The organism is Myxococcales bacterium (genome assembly GCA_016699535.1).
Classification (GTDB): Bacteria; Myxococcota_A; Polyangia; order Polyangiales.
Map to the genome: position 1 here is coordinate 3006566 of CP064980.1, position 14072 is coordinate 3020637.

A 14072-nucleotide genomic window follows, 5' to 3' on the forward strand; every position below is an offset into this window, starting at 1 on the left:
TCTTCGCCAAGGCACATACCGCGCCATGCTGGGAGGGTCAAACCCTACGATCAAGGAGCCGCGATTTCGTCTTCTTGCTGCATTTGCGCGAGCGTTGAGGCCATGAAAGCCGCGTAGCGTTTTTCCATGATGGCAGCTCGCGCATGGCGCATCAAATCACCGTAGAAAAACAAATTGTGGTAGCTCAACAAGCGCGGACCAAGCATCTCTTTGGCATTGAACAAATGCCGCAGGTAGGCTCGAGAGTAGCGTTTGCATACCATGCACGGACATCGCTTATCGAGGGCACTCTCATCATCGCTGTGTATGGCTTGATTCATATTCACCCGACCGCCCCAGCTGAGAGCTTGACCGTTTCGTGCATTACGTGTCGGAAGCACGCAATCAAACATGTCGATACCAGCGCCGATGGCAATTCACAAATCTTTGGGAGTGCCGACGCCCATGAGGTAACGCGGTCGTTCTCTGGGCATTTGCGGCGCAATCTCTGGGAGCAAGCGATGCATCACCGAAGGGGGCTCTCCCACACTAAATCCGCCTAACGCGATACCATCAAAAGGCAGTTCAGCTATTTCTTGAAGATGGCGCAATCGCAAATCAAGATGCCCTGCACCTTGAACAATCCCAAACAAGGCCTGCCCTTCTTTGCGCTCGTAAGCCAAACTGCGTTTCGCCCAAGAAGTTGTTCGTTTCATCGCGTTTTGAACGACAGAAGCTTCAGAATCACCAGGAGGACATTCATCAAGCACCATCGCGATATCTGAGCCCAGTAAACCTTGCACCCGAAGAGACTCTTCCGGGGTCATTCGCTTTAGATCCCCGTTTAGGTGCGAACGAAAAGTCACACCGTCATCATCGAGTTTTCGAAGTTTCGCTAAAGAAAACACTTGGTAGCCGCCACTGTCGGTCAAGATGGCCTGCGGCCAAGTCATGAAACGGTGCAAGCCTCCAAGACCCGCAATACGCTCCGCACCTGGCCTAAGCCATAGATGATAGGTGTTCGCCAAAATCAATTGGGCACCGGTGCTTTGGATTTCATCCACGGTTTGAGATTTGACCGTGGCCTGCGTGCCCACTGGCATAAACACAGGAGTCTGCAGCGTGGCACGCGGCGTTTTTAGTTCACCCACACGCGCAGCTGCATCGGTATGGAATTCTTTGAACGAAAAACCATCAGTCATTGATTATATCCAAGTCCTTGGCTGCGGCTAACACCATGGCGTCTCCGTAGCTGTAAAAACGGTACTGCTCTTTGATCGCTTCAGCATAGGCCTTTCGGATGAGATCTTTACCCGCTTTAGCCATCACTAGCGCAAGCAAGGTCGAGCGGGGTAGATGAAAATTAGTAAGCAAAACATCGACCACTTTAAAGTCATAGGGAGGATAGATAAAAAGCTCACTTCGTCCGGAGCCGCTTTTTATGCTCCCATCAGCTCGTCCTGCGCTTTCAAGACTTCGTGCCACCGTCGTGCCGACAGCCACGACCGGTCGTCCATCCGCCTTGGCTTGCTCAATGGCCATAACCGTCTTTTCAGGCACAACATAGGATTCGCTATGCATCGTATGAACCCGAAGGTCCTCAACACGCAGCGGCATAAAGGTGCCTGGACCCACATGCAGCGTCACATACGAAGTTTGATGCCCTTCTTTTTCCAGCAACGTCAGCAATCGCTGCGAAAAATGCAGACCTGCGGTAGGCGCTGCCACAGCGCCCGCTTCTTTAGCAAATACGGTTTGATACCGCGCGGCATCGTCATCATCCGCTACGCGTCCTAAATACGGAGGCAGCGGAAGTTCGCCGATGTCTTGCAGAACCCGAGCAGGCGCTTCTCCATTCTCCAAGTAAAACGACAAGATTACAAAACCACCATCGAGCAGCTCCACTACACGCGCGCGCAAAGTGTTTTTGAAGGTCAATTGCTGATCATGACGAAACGGTTTGGATGAAGCCGCCATACAACGCCATATTTCAGAGTGACCGTCCTTTGAAAGCAGTTCGCAGAGCAGCACTTCGACTTTTCCGCCGCTACCCTCTTTGCTGCCATGCAAACGTGCAGGAATCACCTTGGTGTTATTGAAAACAAACAAAGCTTTTTTGATCAATTTGGGCAACTCGATCATTTTGCGATGAACAACTCGATTAGTTGTCTCATCAACCACAAGCAAACGCGCTCCATCGCGTTCCGGCGATGGATAGCGAGCAATCAGCTGCTCCGGAAGAACATAGTCGAGTTCACTTGCCAGCATAAAGTCCGTGTGACTTTGCCTATTTTCCTTCGGCAGGCAACACAAAAGCTGCATCGATGCGCGGAACCGAAGTAATTTCGCCCGATTGAGAACGAAATTGTTGCTCGCCACGGAACACACCGAGCACTTGCACCCAGTCGCCTACCTTTGCTTCGGCCGAAGTCGGAAGCGCAACCCAAAACGGACAACGCTCATGTCGGTCGCACTCACGCGCCAACATCTGAAGCACACCATGCCCCTCGTGCACGCCGACATTGTAAACCTTTCCAACGATCCGTATATTCTGTTCTTCAAACAATTCCGGATGCTTGGCTATCGCATGATAAGTCACACGCGGATCGGCAGAAAAATGAGCGGCTTCGTCCTCATAGTCTTTAACACGACGCACATGCCTCACGATATGGTGTGGTAGCTGCTCTCGCGCATGCGCAAGGATTTCAATGTCGTGATCGCCAATGGTTTCAAGCGGTACATTAACGCCAAAGTAGCCATCGACGCTGCTTACGTCCTGCTCGTTAATGCGCAGAGTCGCGTTGGGGTGCACCGCACCAACTACTTCGACGTGGTCTTCGTCGGTGATGGCCTCATCGCGAGGAAGCTCGATGTGCAGAGCCGTGCGAGGAATGCGAGCGCGCAGCATTCCATCGATTGCTTTGCCGTTGGGTGGAGCGACTCTGTAATCAAACTTCTTTTCAAAAAAAGCGTTGGAACCCTCTACGACATCAGCAAGTGAATAAACACGAAAGCCTTTGCCTCTTGCATCAAGATCAACAACGCTTCGATCGACCTGTGCACGGCTTCCAGGAAGAGCTTCGACAACAAACTTAACCGAGGGCACGGTATTGTTGAGCCCTGCGTTATCCAAACGCACTCGGAAAGGCACCACGACGGAAGCCTGAAACTCTCTTTTTGTGCCGCGTGGGCCAATGACGGTCAACAACACCTTGTTTACGCCCACATTCAGCGAGTCTGCGTCGACGGAAAAACGCACCCTGTGCAGAAAGCATGCGTTCAACGTTGCCAAAACGCACACGACTACCGCGCACGAAGCGTAGCGGCTTGACGCGCAAGGCCTGCCCGACGTCGGACTGCTCAATCACCACTTCAAGACCAAGCCGGTGCCGTTGCCACCATTGCCACGATGCAAATAACGCAAGACAAACGAGTGCAAGCGCAAAGACGAGTTTCAAGCCTTTGATAAAAGCAAACGCTTTGGCTTGCGAATGGTGAGGCGGCTGCCCCTCGGTGAGCTCCGGAAAATCACCGTCCGCAGGCTTTGCTCCCCATGACACTTCGGGCTCAAAGGGCGCGTGGGTCAACGGACTTGCATGGTTTGGCAGATCGGAAATAGGACCTTGCGTGCTCGCTGTGGCATCGCCGGTTACTGGTAATGCCGGAATTGGAAATCCGGCAAGTGTATGGTCACCCTTTGTCTCTTGCTCAGCATTGCGATCGGAAGACGGCGTTGACTTTCCGTCGGTCGCTCCCTTTTCTGATTTCGGCTTGGAAGGTTCTGCGGGTGCTGTTTTGGGGGGGGGTGGAACTTGCGGAGCTGCGGGCATACCCAACACGGTCCGAGCACCAAAAGCGAGGCTGCGGCCCGAGGCTTTGGTTTGGGTGGCAAGCCGCCCGGTGAGATGACTTCCACACGAGCCGCAAAACTTGGAGTCTGCATCCACGCTAGCGCCACAACCTGGGCAAATCTGAATCGCACCGGACATGATATCGGACTATATCACTTGTGCTGCGTTTTCGTCTTTTCAGCGACACCTAAAACGTCAAACATGTCGTACAAGCCTGCCGGCTGCCCTACAGCCCAGCGCGCCGCACGCAGCGCACCACGCGCGAAAATGCTTCGATCACCAGCCCGATGACTGAGCTCGAGCCGCTCCGCATCTCCCGCTAGGCACAGCGTGTGATCCCCCACGACACCACCGCCACGTAAGGCCATAACGCCAATTTCCTCTTTGCGGCGAGCACCAATTGCCCTTTTCGCTCGCTAACGAAAGAATCGGGACCAAGTTCTCGCGCCCGCGCCACAGCCTTTGCCAAACCCAATGCCGTGCCGCTTGGGGCATCGATTTTGTGACGATGGTGCATTTCCACGATCTCGGCATCGAATTCGCCGAGCAAGCGAGATGCTATCTCAGCCAAATAAAACAGCACGGTGACACCCTCGCTATAGTTTGGAGCGACGATAACGGCACACTGCTTAGCTGCTTGATTTGCCAAGCTCATACTTTGCTCGCTCAGTCCGGTTGTGCCAACGACTACCGGAATTTTGCGTTCGATACACGCCGCTAAAATCGCTTCGGTCGAATCGGGTGTGCTGAAATCAACAACCACATCTGCACCATCAAGAAAATTCGGTATCTCGGAACTTACGAGCACACCACAAGCGCTAAGACCTGATAGCTCACCAGCATCGCGACCGATCCAATCGCCATGTTTTGAATCAAGCGCTCCAACAAGAGAAAAAAGCTCTGATTCGAGCACAAGAGAGATCACCGCACGGCCCATGCGCCCGGCTGCACCTACCACGGCAACGGAAACCTTAGACATCTTTGCCTTCCTCGACTTGCTTCAGCGCTCGTTTGACCGCAGCCAAAGTAGCCTCGGATGGCATCACCAAAGGCAGGCGTATTTCTGCGGCTACCCGACCTTGATCCGCAAGCATGGCCTTAACTGGTCCGGGACTGCTTTCAAGAAAGAGAGCGTGATGTAAAGCTAGCAATTGCTGATGGCGCCGAAGCGCTTTTTCGTGCTGGCCAGCCGCATGGAACTCTACGACCTCTTTAACAGCCTTTGGCGCTACGTTTGAACTCACGCTCACGACGCCCCGTGCGCCTATCGAAAGAAACGGCAAGCACAGCGCATCATCGCCACATAGCACGGCGATTCGATCGCCAAAACGCATCACCATCTGCTGCGCTTGGCTCACATCTCCGCTGGCTTCTTTAACGGCAACAACGTCTTTGAATTTCAAAAGCTGCTCAATCACCTCAAGACTCATATTCGTGCCCGTTCGCTTCGGCACGTTATAAAGCACGGTTGGCAAGGACACTTCGCGAAGCACCGCACTGTAGTGCGCCACCAAGCCTTCGGGAGAGGGGCGATTGTAATAAGGCGTCACCAACAACAGACCATCCGCACCCGCTTCTTTTGCAGATCGGCTAAGCTCAATTGTGTGATGTGTCGAAACAGTGCCTGCACCTGCAAGGATTGGAATCCTGCCTTTAGCTTGCTCGACCACCGTTTTAATGACTTTGGCATGTTCAGCATCAGTGAGTGTTGCGCCCTCGCCCGTGGTTCCGACAGGGGCAAGCGCATCAATGCCCTCGGCAATTTGCCAGTCCACCAGCTCGCGCAGCGCACCTTCGTCCACCCCTGAATCTTTCATAGGGGTAATCAGGGCTGTAATTGCTCCTTTAAACATCATGTCCTACCGCTCCTCTACGGATTTGAGAGATACTTGGCGACTTTGTCATGCCTAGAGCGCATCGCCAAGGCCAACTCCCCGAAAAACGACTGCTACTTAGACGGGGTCACTTTCCTCCTCATTTCATGCCTCTTTAAATAGATTTAAACTCACGCAGTTTGGAAACTTCTCATAGCCAGAAGTTTCCAAACTGCGTGATTATAGGCCTTTTTTTTCGGGGTTAAATAAGTAGGAAAGTGACCCCATATTAGTCTAGTCGGCGAGTTTTTTTAGGAATTGGCGGCGTGTTTTTTGCAGGGTTTCGTGCCTTATGCGGCTTCGAATCGCATCGGCTACTTCATCAAGCTCCATCTCCTCCGCTTCGCCGATACCCACGAGGCGAACCACGGCAAAACGCTCGTCGCTAAGTTGCACTGGCTTAGGCCAGATCTGACCTTCTTTTTCTAAAGCAAAGGCCGCGGCCACGATGGCTGGATCGATCCAGTTGTTGTCCGGATACATCCAGGGGCCTTTACCTTTGGTATTTCGGTTTCGTCGATCGTCGGACATGCGCCTGGCAAGTTGCGCAAAGCCCCGGTCGCTGGCCCGCAAGGCAAGCCCAAGCACACGACGTGCCTTGATAGGACTATCCAAAATAATGAAACGCGCACGACGCTTGGGCGGACGAATGAATTCCTCTTGGTGCGCTTCATAGTACGCGTTTACTTCAGCATCGCTAATCTCGCTGTCGGCCAGAACGGAAAACTCCTGCTCCGAAAGTGTGCGTGCAAGCAACTGCTGATACCCCCGCTTGACCTTAGCATTCCGATCCAAATGACGACGCTTGGCTTCTGTGCTCAGCAAACGCTCCACTGCCATCTCGCAGCGCAACTGAGCTTTTTGGAGCGGACTTTGGTAGTGCATGCGCTCTTCTTCGCTTAGCGCTGCCAGGTATTGAAGCAGCACTTGCTCTGGCAAAAGCGTGCGAAGTTTCTGAGGGCTCAAGGCACACTGAGACTCCGTCTGGCTAGATTGAAGCAAAGTATGCGTTTGCGCTGCGCACGCTGCAACCCACAACCACGCAACCGTTCCAACCACTAAACGCATCGTGTTTGGTTGATCGCACAAAGCAGACATGGACGCAACGCATTGGCTGCAGGAAATCTACGCGCTGAGACCCTCGCGCTTCAAAAGCGCATCAAGACTGGGCGCGCGGCCCATAAAGTCAGCGAAAAGATCGGCTGGATCTTTACTATTCCCTTTCTCTAACACAGCCCGTCGAAAAGCCATTCCGGTGTCACGGTTGAATATGCCTTCATTTTGAAAGCGGGAAAATGCGTCCGCATCAAGCACTTCGGCCCACTTGTAGCTGTAGTAGCCCGCGGCATAACCCACCGGGCTTGAAAAAAGGTGACCAAAACCTGCAAGCATCGCGTAGTCCGTAGGCAAAGCCGCTGGCGTAAATTCTTGCATAACACTTCGTGCATAGACGAGCACGTCATGTGTGGGATTAAGGGCATAACGCTGGTGCAGATCAAGATCGAGCGTTGCAAAACAAAGCTGTCTAAGGGCGGCATTGGCTGCACGATAGTTTCGCGCCTGGATCATCTTTTCATACAAAGCAGCGTCTATCGTTTCATCGCTTTGGTAGTGCCGAGCAAAGGTATCGAGAGCCTGGCGCTGCCAGCACCAGTTTTCCATAATTTGCGATGGAAGCTCGACAAAGTCCCACGCTACATTGGTCCCGGCAAGCTCACGTACGGGCACGCGACTCAAGCAATGATGCAGCAAGTGACCAAACTCATGAAACATGGTTTGCACTTCGCGATGGGTCAGTAGCGCCGGCGCATCGCCTACTGGACGTGACAAATTCGCACACATCAAAGCAAGATGAGGACGAAACCTCTCTTCGCTGTGCTGCTCGCTCCGCGCCGACCCGCGCCCGAGTGGCCCGCCAGTGACAAAGGAGTTCATCCAGGCTCCGTCGCGCTTTTCAGGCCGCGGAAACAAATCGGCATAAAACGAAGCAAGCTTGCTCCCCTGCTCATCGAGTATGTCAAACGAACGAACTTCGCTATGCCACACCGGCAAGGTGTCGTTTGCGCGAACCGTAATACCATACAAACGATGCGCCACTTCAAACATGCCCGAAAAGACCTTATCCAAAGCAAAAAACGAACGCAGTTGATCGCCATCAAAATCGTAGTGCGACCGTCGCCAACGTTCGGCCAAGTATTCAAGATCCCAAGGCTCGATGGGCTGCTCAAAGTCCGCCAGGCTTTTGGCAAAGTCCTCAAGCTCTTGGTTTTCTTTTTCGAAGAATGGCCAGATGCGAGCGCGAAGGTCCTCTACAAAGTGACGTGCTTGCGTTCCTGTTTTGGCCATACGGTCTTCGCTCACGAAATCCGAAAAATCAGCATAGCCAAGTAGCTTCGCCTGCGCCTGACGTAGCAAAAGCATCTTTTCAATGAGAGGGGCATTGCTTTGTGCTGCTCGAGTGCTAAAGGTGCGATAAATCGTCTCACGAAGAGCCGCTGAATCGGCATAACGGAGCACCGCCGTTACCACCGGACTCTGCAAACTAAGCACATAGCCGCTAAGCTTACGATTTGCAGCTTCCTGCGCGAGCATGCCGAGCACCGAAGCAGGCAGCCCCTTCAGCTCGTCCTTTGTCTCAAGATGAAGCGAAAACTCTGCCGTTGCGGCAACGACGTTCTGCGAAAACTCGGCAGAAAGCTTTGCCAATTCGGATACCAGCTTGCGCAGCTCTTGCTTGTGCGATTCATCTAAATCTGCACCATGCCTTCTGAAATCATCGAGCGTTTTGTGAAGGTAGCGCTGCTCAATCGGATCAATGCTCTTGGCATCGTCTGTTTCTGAATAAGCACGAATTACTTTCCACAGACCATCACGCAAGGGAATCGCTGCAAAAAACTCGGCCACTTTGGGTTGAATTGCGTTGTACGCCTGACGAAGCTCGGGACTGCTATTGACCGACTCAAGATGCCCGACGATGGTCATGGCTTGCTCAAGCTCCAAGGTCGCGTCCTGAAGCGCCATCATCACCGATGAAAAAGTAAGTGGCGAAGTGAGCCCTTCAATCGCAAGCAGCCGCTCTTCTGCTCGCTCCAGCAACTCATCGAAGGCGGGCTCAAGCTCAGTCGCCATGATACGCTCAAAAGGAATTTCAAAAGCAAGTGCTATAAAAGGATTGTTTGCGTTCATGGCAAGCAAGCTAGCATGGAGCTCTCGTTATGGGGACTGCCTGCTTCTTATGATTGATTAAATTATTGCCTGTGATTAGGGCGGTTTCCCACACGGCTTCTGGAGCGGCTTTCCTCCTCGAAAAAGCTCCTCAAATACCAAGGTATATTCGTCGCTTTTTCTGTGGGGGCGCTCGTTCCAGAAGCCGTATGAAAAACCGTCTGCTAGAAAACCGGATCTAAGCCCTTATTCTGCCGTCGTTTTTTGTAGGATCCTAAGGCCTGCTTGCACAATTGTCCCCTACACTGTCTTCCGCTTTGAAGGACTCGAAATGCAGATGGCCGCTATCGCTTAAATTGAGTTTCCATAGGCCGCTTGAAATACGATGAGGCGCACGCGATGCGGCATCGTTCGCGCGCGCTAACACGGCGCTGCATAGCGAAGGACTTGACGCTGGTGCAATGAGCAAGGTGTCTCGATGCGGTATCGAAAACACACAATCGCCACCAAGTTCATTTTGGGCTTTTTGCGCGATGCTCGGAAGCAGCACCCTTTGCTGCATCAAGACCATCACCATTGTGCGACATCAACATCGCACCTTCATCGATCATGACTCTGGATAACTTGGCATGCTTAGAGCGTGCAGCGAGGTTTTTTAAGGCCAACGTGTAAAGCTGCGCTTCACGCAAACCCCACTGTTAAAGCTCGTTTTGTCTAACAAAACGGGAGCGGCCAGTAAACGCAAGAATAAAACTTAGGTGCAAGCCCACACCAAGGATACGAGTGCAAAGACCACGCCGCGGCACGCCATGTTGCTCAAAAAAATTAGCCGGCACAATGCGCGGCAAAACGCGCTGCATGGCGTCTTCGACGCTGAGCTCACTCTGCATCTGCGCGCCGGGCAGCATGCGTACCAGACGAGTCACCGCGCTTTTGAGTTGCGCATCACTCTCTCCTTCACTGGCGCGCAACAAGCGTGCAAGATCCACTGTGCTGCCATCACTAAGCCTAAGCTCTGCTTCAAAACAAAACTCAACAGCTAGCTCGGGACGTTCTTCTTCAAGCACACGCAAAAACGCGTGCTTAAGGCGGCACAAAGTACTTTGTCCCTTTACCTCGTCTTCTGCTCGCAACAAAAGTTCGGCAAATGCTTTTTGTGGCTCGTCGGCATCCAGCACGCCTTCAACCATGGAGTACGGATCGCAGAAAGCAAAATCACCAAAGCGCAAACGGTACTTTCCCTCATGTTTGATAAAGTGCGCACCGCCGTAGTGCTCCGCAAGCAAAAGGCCAAGCACACTTCCTGCACCTTGAATGAAGAGTTCCTCCGATTGGCTTGCGGCCGCTCCTTCGCCATGCATCCAAGCATCCATTAGTTTATAAAGACGCCGTACGGCGGCATGACCGGTTTGCCACTGCTCAAGCGCCAAAGCATCGTGCAGGTTTACGAACTGCTCCGCAGGCGCAATCAACTCCGCGCATTGTGTTTTTAGCGACCCAACCCAACTTGCCACCCCGCTACTGTCGAGAAGCTCGCGCTGTATTTCAAGACAAAAGCAGCAAAGCTAAGAAGAAGCTTCATTTCCAAGAATGACAAAAGTGTCCTAAATTAGGACAAAAACATGCCAAAACTGTCATGTTTTACGCAATTTTTATGCCACTTTTGTCAGGTTGAGCTATTGGCTCATCGTCCCACTGAAGGCTTGCGCCAAGGATGCTTGCCAAATTGCGCGCAAGCTTTTCTTGCACTTCAGCGAGCACGACCTCGCGCCTGAGCTCTTGACTGAGCGAAGTCACACTCTTATCGGCAATGCCGAAGGGCACGATCATTTCAAAGTCTTTTAGGTTCGTATGCACGTTAAAAGCCAGGCCATGCATGGTCACCCAACGGCTAATGCGCACACCGACAGCACCGATTTTTCGCTCTGCTACCCAGGTGCCGTTCAATCCCTTAATGCGGCCTGCGCTAATGCCGTACTCAGCGCACACTCGAATCATGCACTCTTCAAGATCAGAAACATAGCGCCGCACATCACAGCGCTCGGGCTTGAGATTCACAATTGGATAAGCCACCACTTGACCGGGACCATGGTAGGTCACATCGCCACCGCGGCCCGTTTCAAACAGTTCAACGCCTCGTTCTTTCAAGCGTTCGGGACTAAGCAAAACATTTGCGGCTTTTGCCGCACGGCCTAAAGTGATTACCGGATCATGCTCAACGAGCAGCAAGGTATCTTGGCCCCGTCCAGCAATCCGCTCTTCGTGCAAACGCTGCTGCAGCATAAGAGCCTTGCCATAAGCGAGGCGTCCAAGTTGCCGCACCCGTAAAACTCGCTCGCTCATTTGTTCATGACATGAACAGCTTCGCCTACAGCATGCTTAAAGGCTTCCATCATGCCCTCACCCAGGGTCGGATGTGGATGCACAGTAAGCGCTACGTCTTCTGCATAGGCGCACATCTCGAGCGCAAGCGCCCCTTCGCTGATCAAATCGCTAGCTTCAGGGCCAACAATACCAACGCCAAGGACTTCGCCACTTGCGGCATCGGAAATGACTTTGATAAAGCCCTCCGTCTCACGCACAGCCATCGCGCGGCCTGAAACCGAGAAGGGAAACTTACCGATTTTGACTTTTTTACTTTGCGCTTTGGCTTGCTCTTCGCTGATCCCGACCGTTGCGATTTCTGGATCCGTAAAGACCGCAGCAGGCATGGCCCGCCAATCGCGCACGGATTTGTGTCCCGCAATGACCTCGGCCACAATCTCGCCTTCTTTTGAAGCCTTGTGAGCAAGATACGGTGGCCCGCTCACATCACCAATGGCAAAAACGCCAGGCACATTGGTCTCAATCCGATTGTTAACCTTGATATGGCCTCGCTCATCGGTTTTGACTCCGGCTTTATCGAGACCAAGGTTTGATGAATTGGGTTTGAAACCCACGGCAACTAAAACTTTATCGGCAGCATCAAGTTTCTTATCTTTGCCATCAATCTCCACGGTCACGGTGGCCTTGTCGCCTTTAACTTCGCAAGCTTTGGCTTTGGCTCCGTAGAGCACTTCGCCGCCGGCTTTTGTGAAGCGACGCTCGACCACCTTAACAAGGTCCGGATCGATGCCAGGCAAAAGCTGCTTGGTCATTTCGACCACAATCACTTTGGCGCCAAGCTTCTGGTAGACCATGCCAAGCTCAAGGCCAATGACGCCGCCACCAATGAGCACCATGGTCTTGGGGCATTCTTGAAGCGAGACGGCTTCTTCGGCGGTGATGACTGTTTTACCATCGATGTTAAAACCCGGGATTTGGATCGGCGTTGCGCCCGTAGCAATCACAATGCCCTTGCTTGCTTCGTAGCTTTCTTTTTTGCCGTCCTTGTCAACGACTTCAATGGTGTTTTTGCTTGTAAGCGTTGCAGTGCCCATTACGATATCGGCGCCATTGCCCTTGACCAAACTTCGGACGCCACCGGTGAGCTTGGTCACGATGCCGTCTTTCCAGCTTTGCAGTTTCTTCACATCCACCGACACGTCCTTGGCGGCAATGCCAATCGCATCGGCGTGTTTGATCTGCTCGACAAGATGCGATGCGGCAATCAGGGCTTTGGAAGGAATGCAGCCCCAGTTCAAACACACGCCGCCCATGGTTTGCTTTTCCACAACGAGGGTCTTTTGTTTGAGTTGAGCAAGGCGAATTGCCGCCACGTAACCACCTGGGCCGCCACCAATTACAATTGCATCGTACTTCTTAGTTGCCATGAGTCCCGTTTCCTATGTTTATCGTTGTCGTAGCGCTTGCATAGCGCAAGCGCGCGCTCGAAGAGCTTTGATGTGTCTCTTTCACCGCCGATTTGGATGACGCCGCTGCTAGCGCAGCAAGCGCAATGAACAAAAGGGCTATGCCGAGCCAAGGAATCCAGCGCGGTGTATCGCCGGCTTGGTCATGGATTTCGGGTAGCTTATTCGGATCGTAAGGATGTTCAGACACGGCGCAAAGCTACCCGGATGCGACCAACTCTTCAAGACACAGTTTTCCTGGGGATTTCTACTAAAAAACCGCTTCTCGAGCTTGGCTAAAACAATTCCTGCCCGAAGTGGCGGCAAGACCTCGGGACGTTTTAGAAGCAGTTCGACAATAGTCCCTTGCCGTTTCAGTTAGCAAAGCAGCGATGCCGGTTGCCCCTTCAGTCATACCATGAGCAGACACCGCGAAGCACCCGACTTGAGCCGATTGCTGGGGCCTTAGCCGCCCAGCAGGTGGGGGTCTTAGTGCGGCATGTGGCTACTCGTGTTGCCATTCGACCGGCGCAGTGGCCTGATTGGATGCTGAAAACATTGATGTTCTTCTGGAGCTTGGACGGCATGGGGCTGGTATGGCATTTGCATACATTCTGCGCACGACAACGAAAAGCATGGGGGATCCGGTGAGACATTTATTTCGCTTCTATTTTGTAACAAGTGTTTTGATTTTGACGAGCAGCGCGTGCGGTGTGCAAGTTGAAAGCAAAATTGGGACAGGTACGAACGCCCAGGAAGTGGATGAATGTGATAACGGCACGATGCTGGTCCTTCCTAAAGAAGGAGTGAACTTGCGTCAGCGTCCTATCATCGACAGTCCATCGCTAGGTGTACTCGAACAGGGTACCGCTGTCACTGTGCAAGCCATTGACTCCGTCGAGCGAGACTGGTGGCTTTGGTGGCCTGTCGTTGTTTCGAGTTCAGGTGATGCATCAACGTCAATACAGGGCTGGATTGCCGAAAAGACAGTTGAAGGAGCAAGTTATGTCATTGGTTCTTGGAATTCGTCCGAATTTTTGGTGAGCGCTGAGCAAGCGAACGTTCGCGTGTGGCCCGGGACCGACCAAGAGATCATCGCACAAGTGAACGCTGGCGATCGATTGCAGCTTGACTATAGCCCTCTATGGGTTTTGCAACACGGTCATGTCTGGCGATATGTCGCATCAAATGACGACGCGGGTTGGATCTTGCAGGACTCTGGTGATCTTGATCCAGAGCAAAACAATCTTGGCTGTTCACTACTATCAGACACATTGTCGGACGCGAGCATTGCCCCTGACGCTGCCACAGACGCTGGCGTTGCCACAGACGCGAGCGCTGCTCCACTATAGTGATGAGGCTAAAGCGCCAATGACCTTCGGCAGCACTATTGAAAACGCGTTGGCAGCCTTCTCGGGTCCCTCTGGACCAAG

At 52.8% G+C, this 14072-nt stretch carries 14 protein-coding genes and 1 pseudogene; 1 reads left to right on the plus strand and 14 read right to left on the minus strand.

Going from position 1 to position 14072, the window contains the following annotated elements; genetic code table 11:
- Positions 1-50 precede the first annotated feature (50 nt).
- The 14 genes and pseudogenes from tgt to IPJ88_14325 all read right to left on the minus strand — a co-directional run bounded on the left by tgt (position 51) and on the right by IPJ88_14325 (position 12850).
- Positions 51-1181, minus strand: a pseudogene (tgt, locus tag IPJ88_14260) (tRNA guanosine(34) transglycosylase Tgt).
- Positions 1174-2247: a tRNA preQ1(34) S-adenosylmethionine ribosyltransferase-isomerase QueA gene (gene queA, locus IPJ88_14265; protein QQR89352.1), complete on the minus strand. Its 1074-nt coding sequence runs from the start codon at positions 2245-2247 to the stop codon at positions 1174-1176. Before queA ends, tgt begins: the two are co-directional and overlap by 8 nt.
- A 19-nt stretch (positions 2248-2266) precedes the next feature.
- The gene (locus IPJ88_14270) at positions 2267-3133 is read right to left on the minus strand and encodes a hypothetical protein (protein ID QQR89353.1); all 867 of its coding nucleotides are present in this window, start codon (positions 3131-3133) and stop codon (positions 2267-2269) included.
- Complete coding sequence (locus tag IPJ88_14275) at positions 3105-3968, minus strand: zinc ribbon domain-containing protein (protein QQR89354.1); 864 nt, start codon at positions 3966-3968, stop codon at positions 3105-3107. The genes IPJ88_14270 and IPJ88_14275 overlap by 29 nt, the downstream gene beginning before the upstream one ends.
- A 14-nt stretch (positions 3969-3982) precedes the next feature.
- A complete protein-coding gene (locus IPJ88_14280) occupies positions 3983-4198 on the minus strand; it encodes a hypothetical protein (protein ID QQR89355.1) in 216 nt (71 codons plus the stop codon).
- Positions 4150-4809, minus strand: coding sequence for a 4-hydroxy-tetrahydrodipicolinate reductase (gene dapB / locus IPJ88_14285; GenBank protein ID QQR89356.1), 660 nt, complete (start codon positions 4807-4809; stop codon positions 4150-4152). The genes IPJ88_14280 and dapB overlap by 49 nt, the downstream gene beginning before the upstream one ends.
- Complete coding sequence (locus tag IPJ88_14290) at positions 4802-5683, minus strand: 4-hydroxy-tetrahydrodipicolinate synthase (protein ID QQR92048.1); 882 nt, start codon at positions 5681-5683, stop codon at positions 4802-4804. Before IPJ88_14290 ends, dapB begins: the two co-directional genes overlap by 8 nt.
- A gap of 255 nt (positions 5684-5938) precedes the next feature.
- Positions 5939-6802: a peptidyl-prolyl cis-trans isomerase gene (locus tag IPJ88_14295; protein ID QQR89357.1), complete on the minus strand. Its 864-nt coding sequence runs from the start codon at positions 6800-6802 to the stop codon at positions 5939-5941.
- Between the two features lie 27 nt (positions 6803-6829).
- Complete coding sequence (locus IPJ88_14300) at positions 6830-8890, minus strand: M3 family metallopeptidase (GenBank protein ID QQR89358.1); 2061 nt, start codon at positions 8888-8890, stop codon at positions 6830-6832.
- Positions 8891-9143: 253 nt separating this feature from the next.
- On the minus strand, positions 9144-9434 hold the full coding sequence (locus IPJ88_14305) for a hypothetical protein (protein ID QQR89359.1): 291 nt from the start codon (positions 9432-9434) through the stop codon (positions 9144-9146).
- Positions 9435-9567: 133 nt separating this feature from the next.
- Positions 9568-10383, minus strand: a complete 816-nt coding sequence (locus tag IPJ88_14310) for a hypothetical protein (protein QQR89360.1) — start codon at positions 10381-10383, stop codon at positions 9568-9570.
- A gap of 127 nt (positions 10384-10510) precedes the next feature.
- A complete protein-coding gene (gene lipB / locus IPJ88_14315; protein ID QQR89361.1) occupies positions 10511-11212 on the minus strand; it encodes a lipoyl(octanoyl) transferase LipB in 702 nt (233 codons plus the stop codon).
- On the minus strand, positions 11209-12621 hold the full coding sequence (lpdA, locus tag IPJ88_14320) for a dihydrolipoyl dehydrogenase (protein ID QQR89362.1): 1413 nt from the start codon (positions 12619-12621) through the stop codon (positions 11209-11211). Before lpdA ends, lipB begins: the two co-directional genes overlap by 4 nt.
- Entirely contained in the window at positions 12611-12850 is a 240-nt protein-coding gene (locus IPJ88_14325; GenBank protein ID QQR89363.1) for a hypothetical protein, read from the minus strand. Before IPJ88_14325 ends, lpdA begins: the two co-directional genes overlap by 11 nt.
- 385 nt (positions 12851-13235) lie before the next feature.
- Here IPJ88_14325 and IPJ88_14330 point away from each other — a divergent pair, with 385 nt between their 5' ends.
- Entirely contained in the window at positions 13236-13991 is a 756-nt protein-coding gene (locus IPJ88_14330) for an SH3 domain-containing protein (GenBank protein ID QQR89364.1), read from the plus strand.
- Positions 13992-14072: the final 81 nt, after the last annotated feature.

What these genes read in the sequence shown, in the direction of transcription:
- queA (QQR89352.1), bottom strand. Translation starts at nt 2,247, where the DNA reads ATGCTGGCAAGTGAACTCGACTATGTTCTTCCGGAGCAGCTGATTGCT.
- IPJ88_14275 (QQR89354.1), bottom strand. Translation starts at nt 3,968, where the DNA reads ATGTCCGGTGCGATTCAGATTTGCCCAGGTTGTGGCGCTAGCGTGGAT.
- IPJ88_14280 (QQR89355.1), bottom strand. Translation starts at nt 4,198, where the DNA reads ATGGCCTTACGTGGCGGTGGTGTCGTGGGGGATCACACGCTGTGCCTA.
- dapB (QQR89356.1), bottom strand. Translation starts at nt 4,809, where the DNA reads ATGTCTAAGGTTTCCGTTGCCGTGGTAGGTGCAGCCGGGCGCATGGGC.
- IPJ88_14290 (QQR92048.1), bottom strand. Translation starts at nt 5,683, where the DNA reads ATGTTTAAAGGAGCAATTACAGCCCTGATTACCCCTATGAAAGATTCA.
- IPJ88_14295 (QQR89357.1), bottom strand. Translation starts at nt 6,802, where the DNA reads ATGTCTGCTTTGTGCGATCAACCAAACACGATGCGTTTAGTGGTTGGA.
- IPJ88_14300 (QQR89358.1), bottom strand. Translation starts at nt 8,890, where the DNA reads ATGAACGCAAACAATCCTTTTATAGCACTTGCTTTTGAAATTCCTTTT.
- lipB (QQR89361.1), bottom strand. Translation starts at nt 11,212, where the DNA reads ATGAGCGAGCGAGTTTTACGGGTGCGGCAACTTGGACGCCTCGCTTAT.
- lpdA (QQR89362.1), bottom strand. Translation starts at nt 12,621, where the DNA reads ATGGCAACTAAGAAGTACGATGCAATTGTAATTGGTGGCGGCCCAGGT.
- IPJ88_14330 (QQR89364.1), top strand. Translation starts at nt 13,236, where the DNA reads ATGGCATTTGCATACATTCTGCGCACGACAACGAAAAGCATGGGGGAT.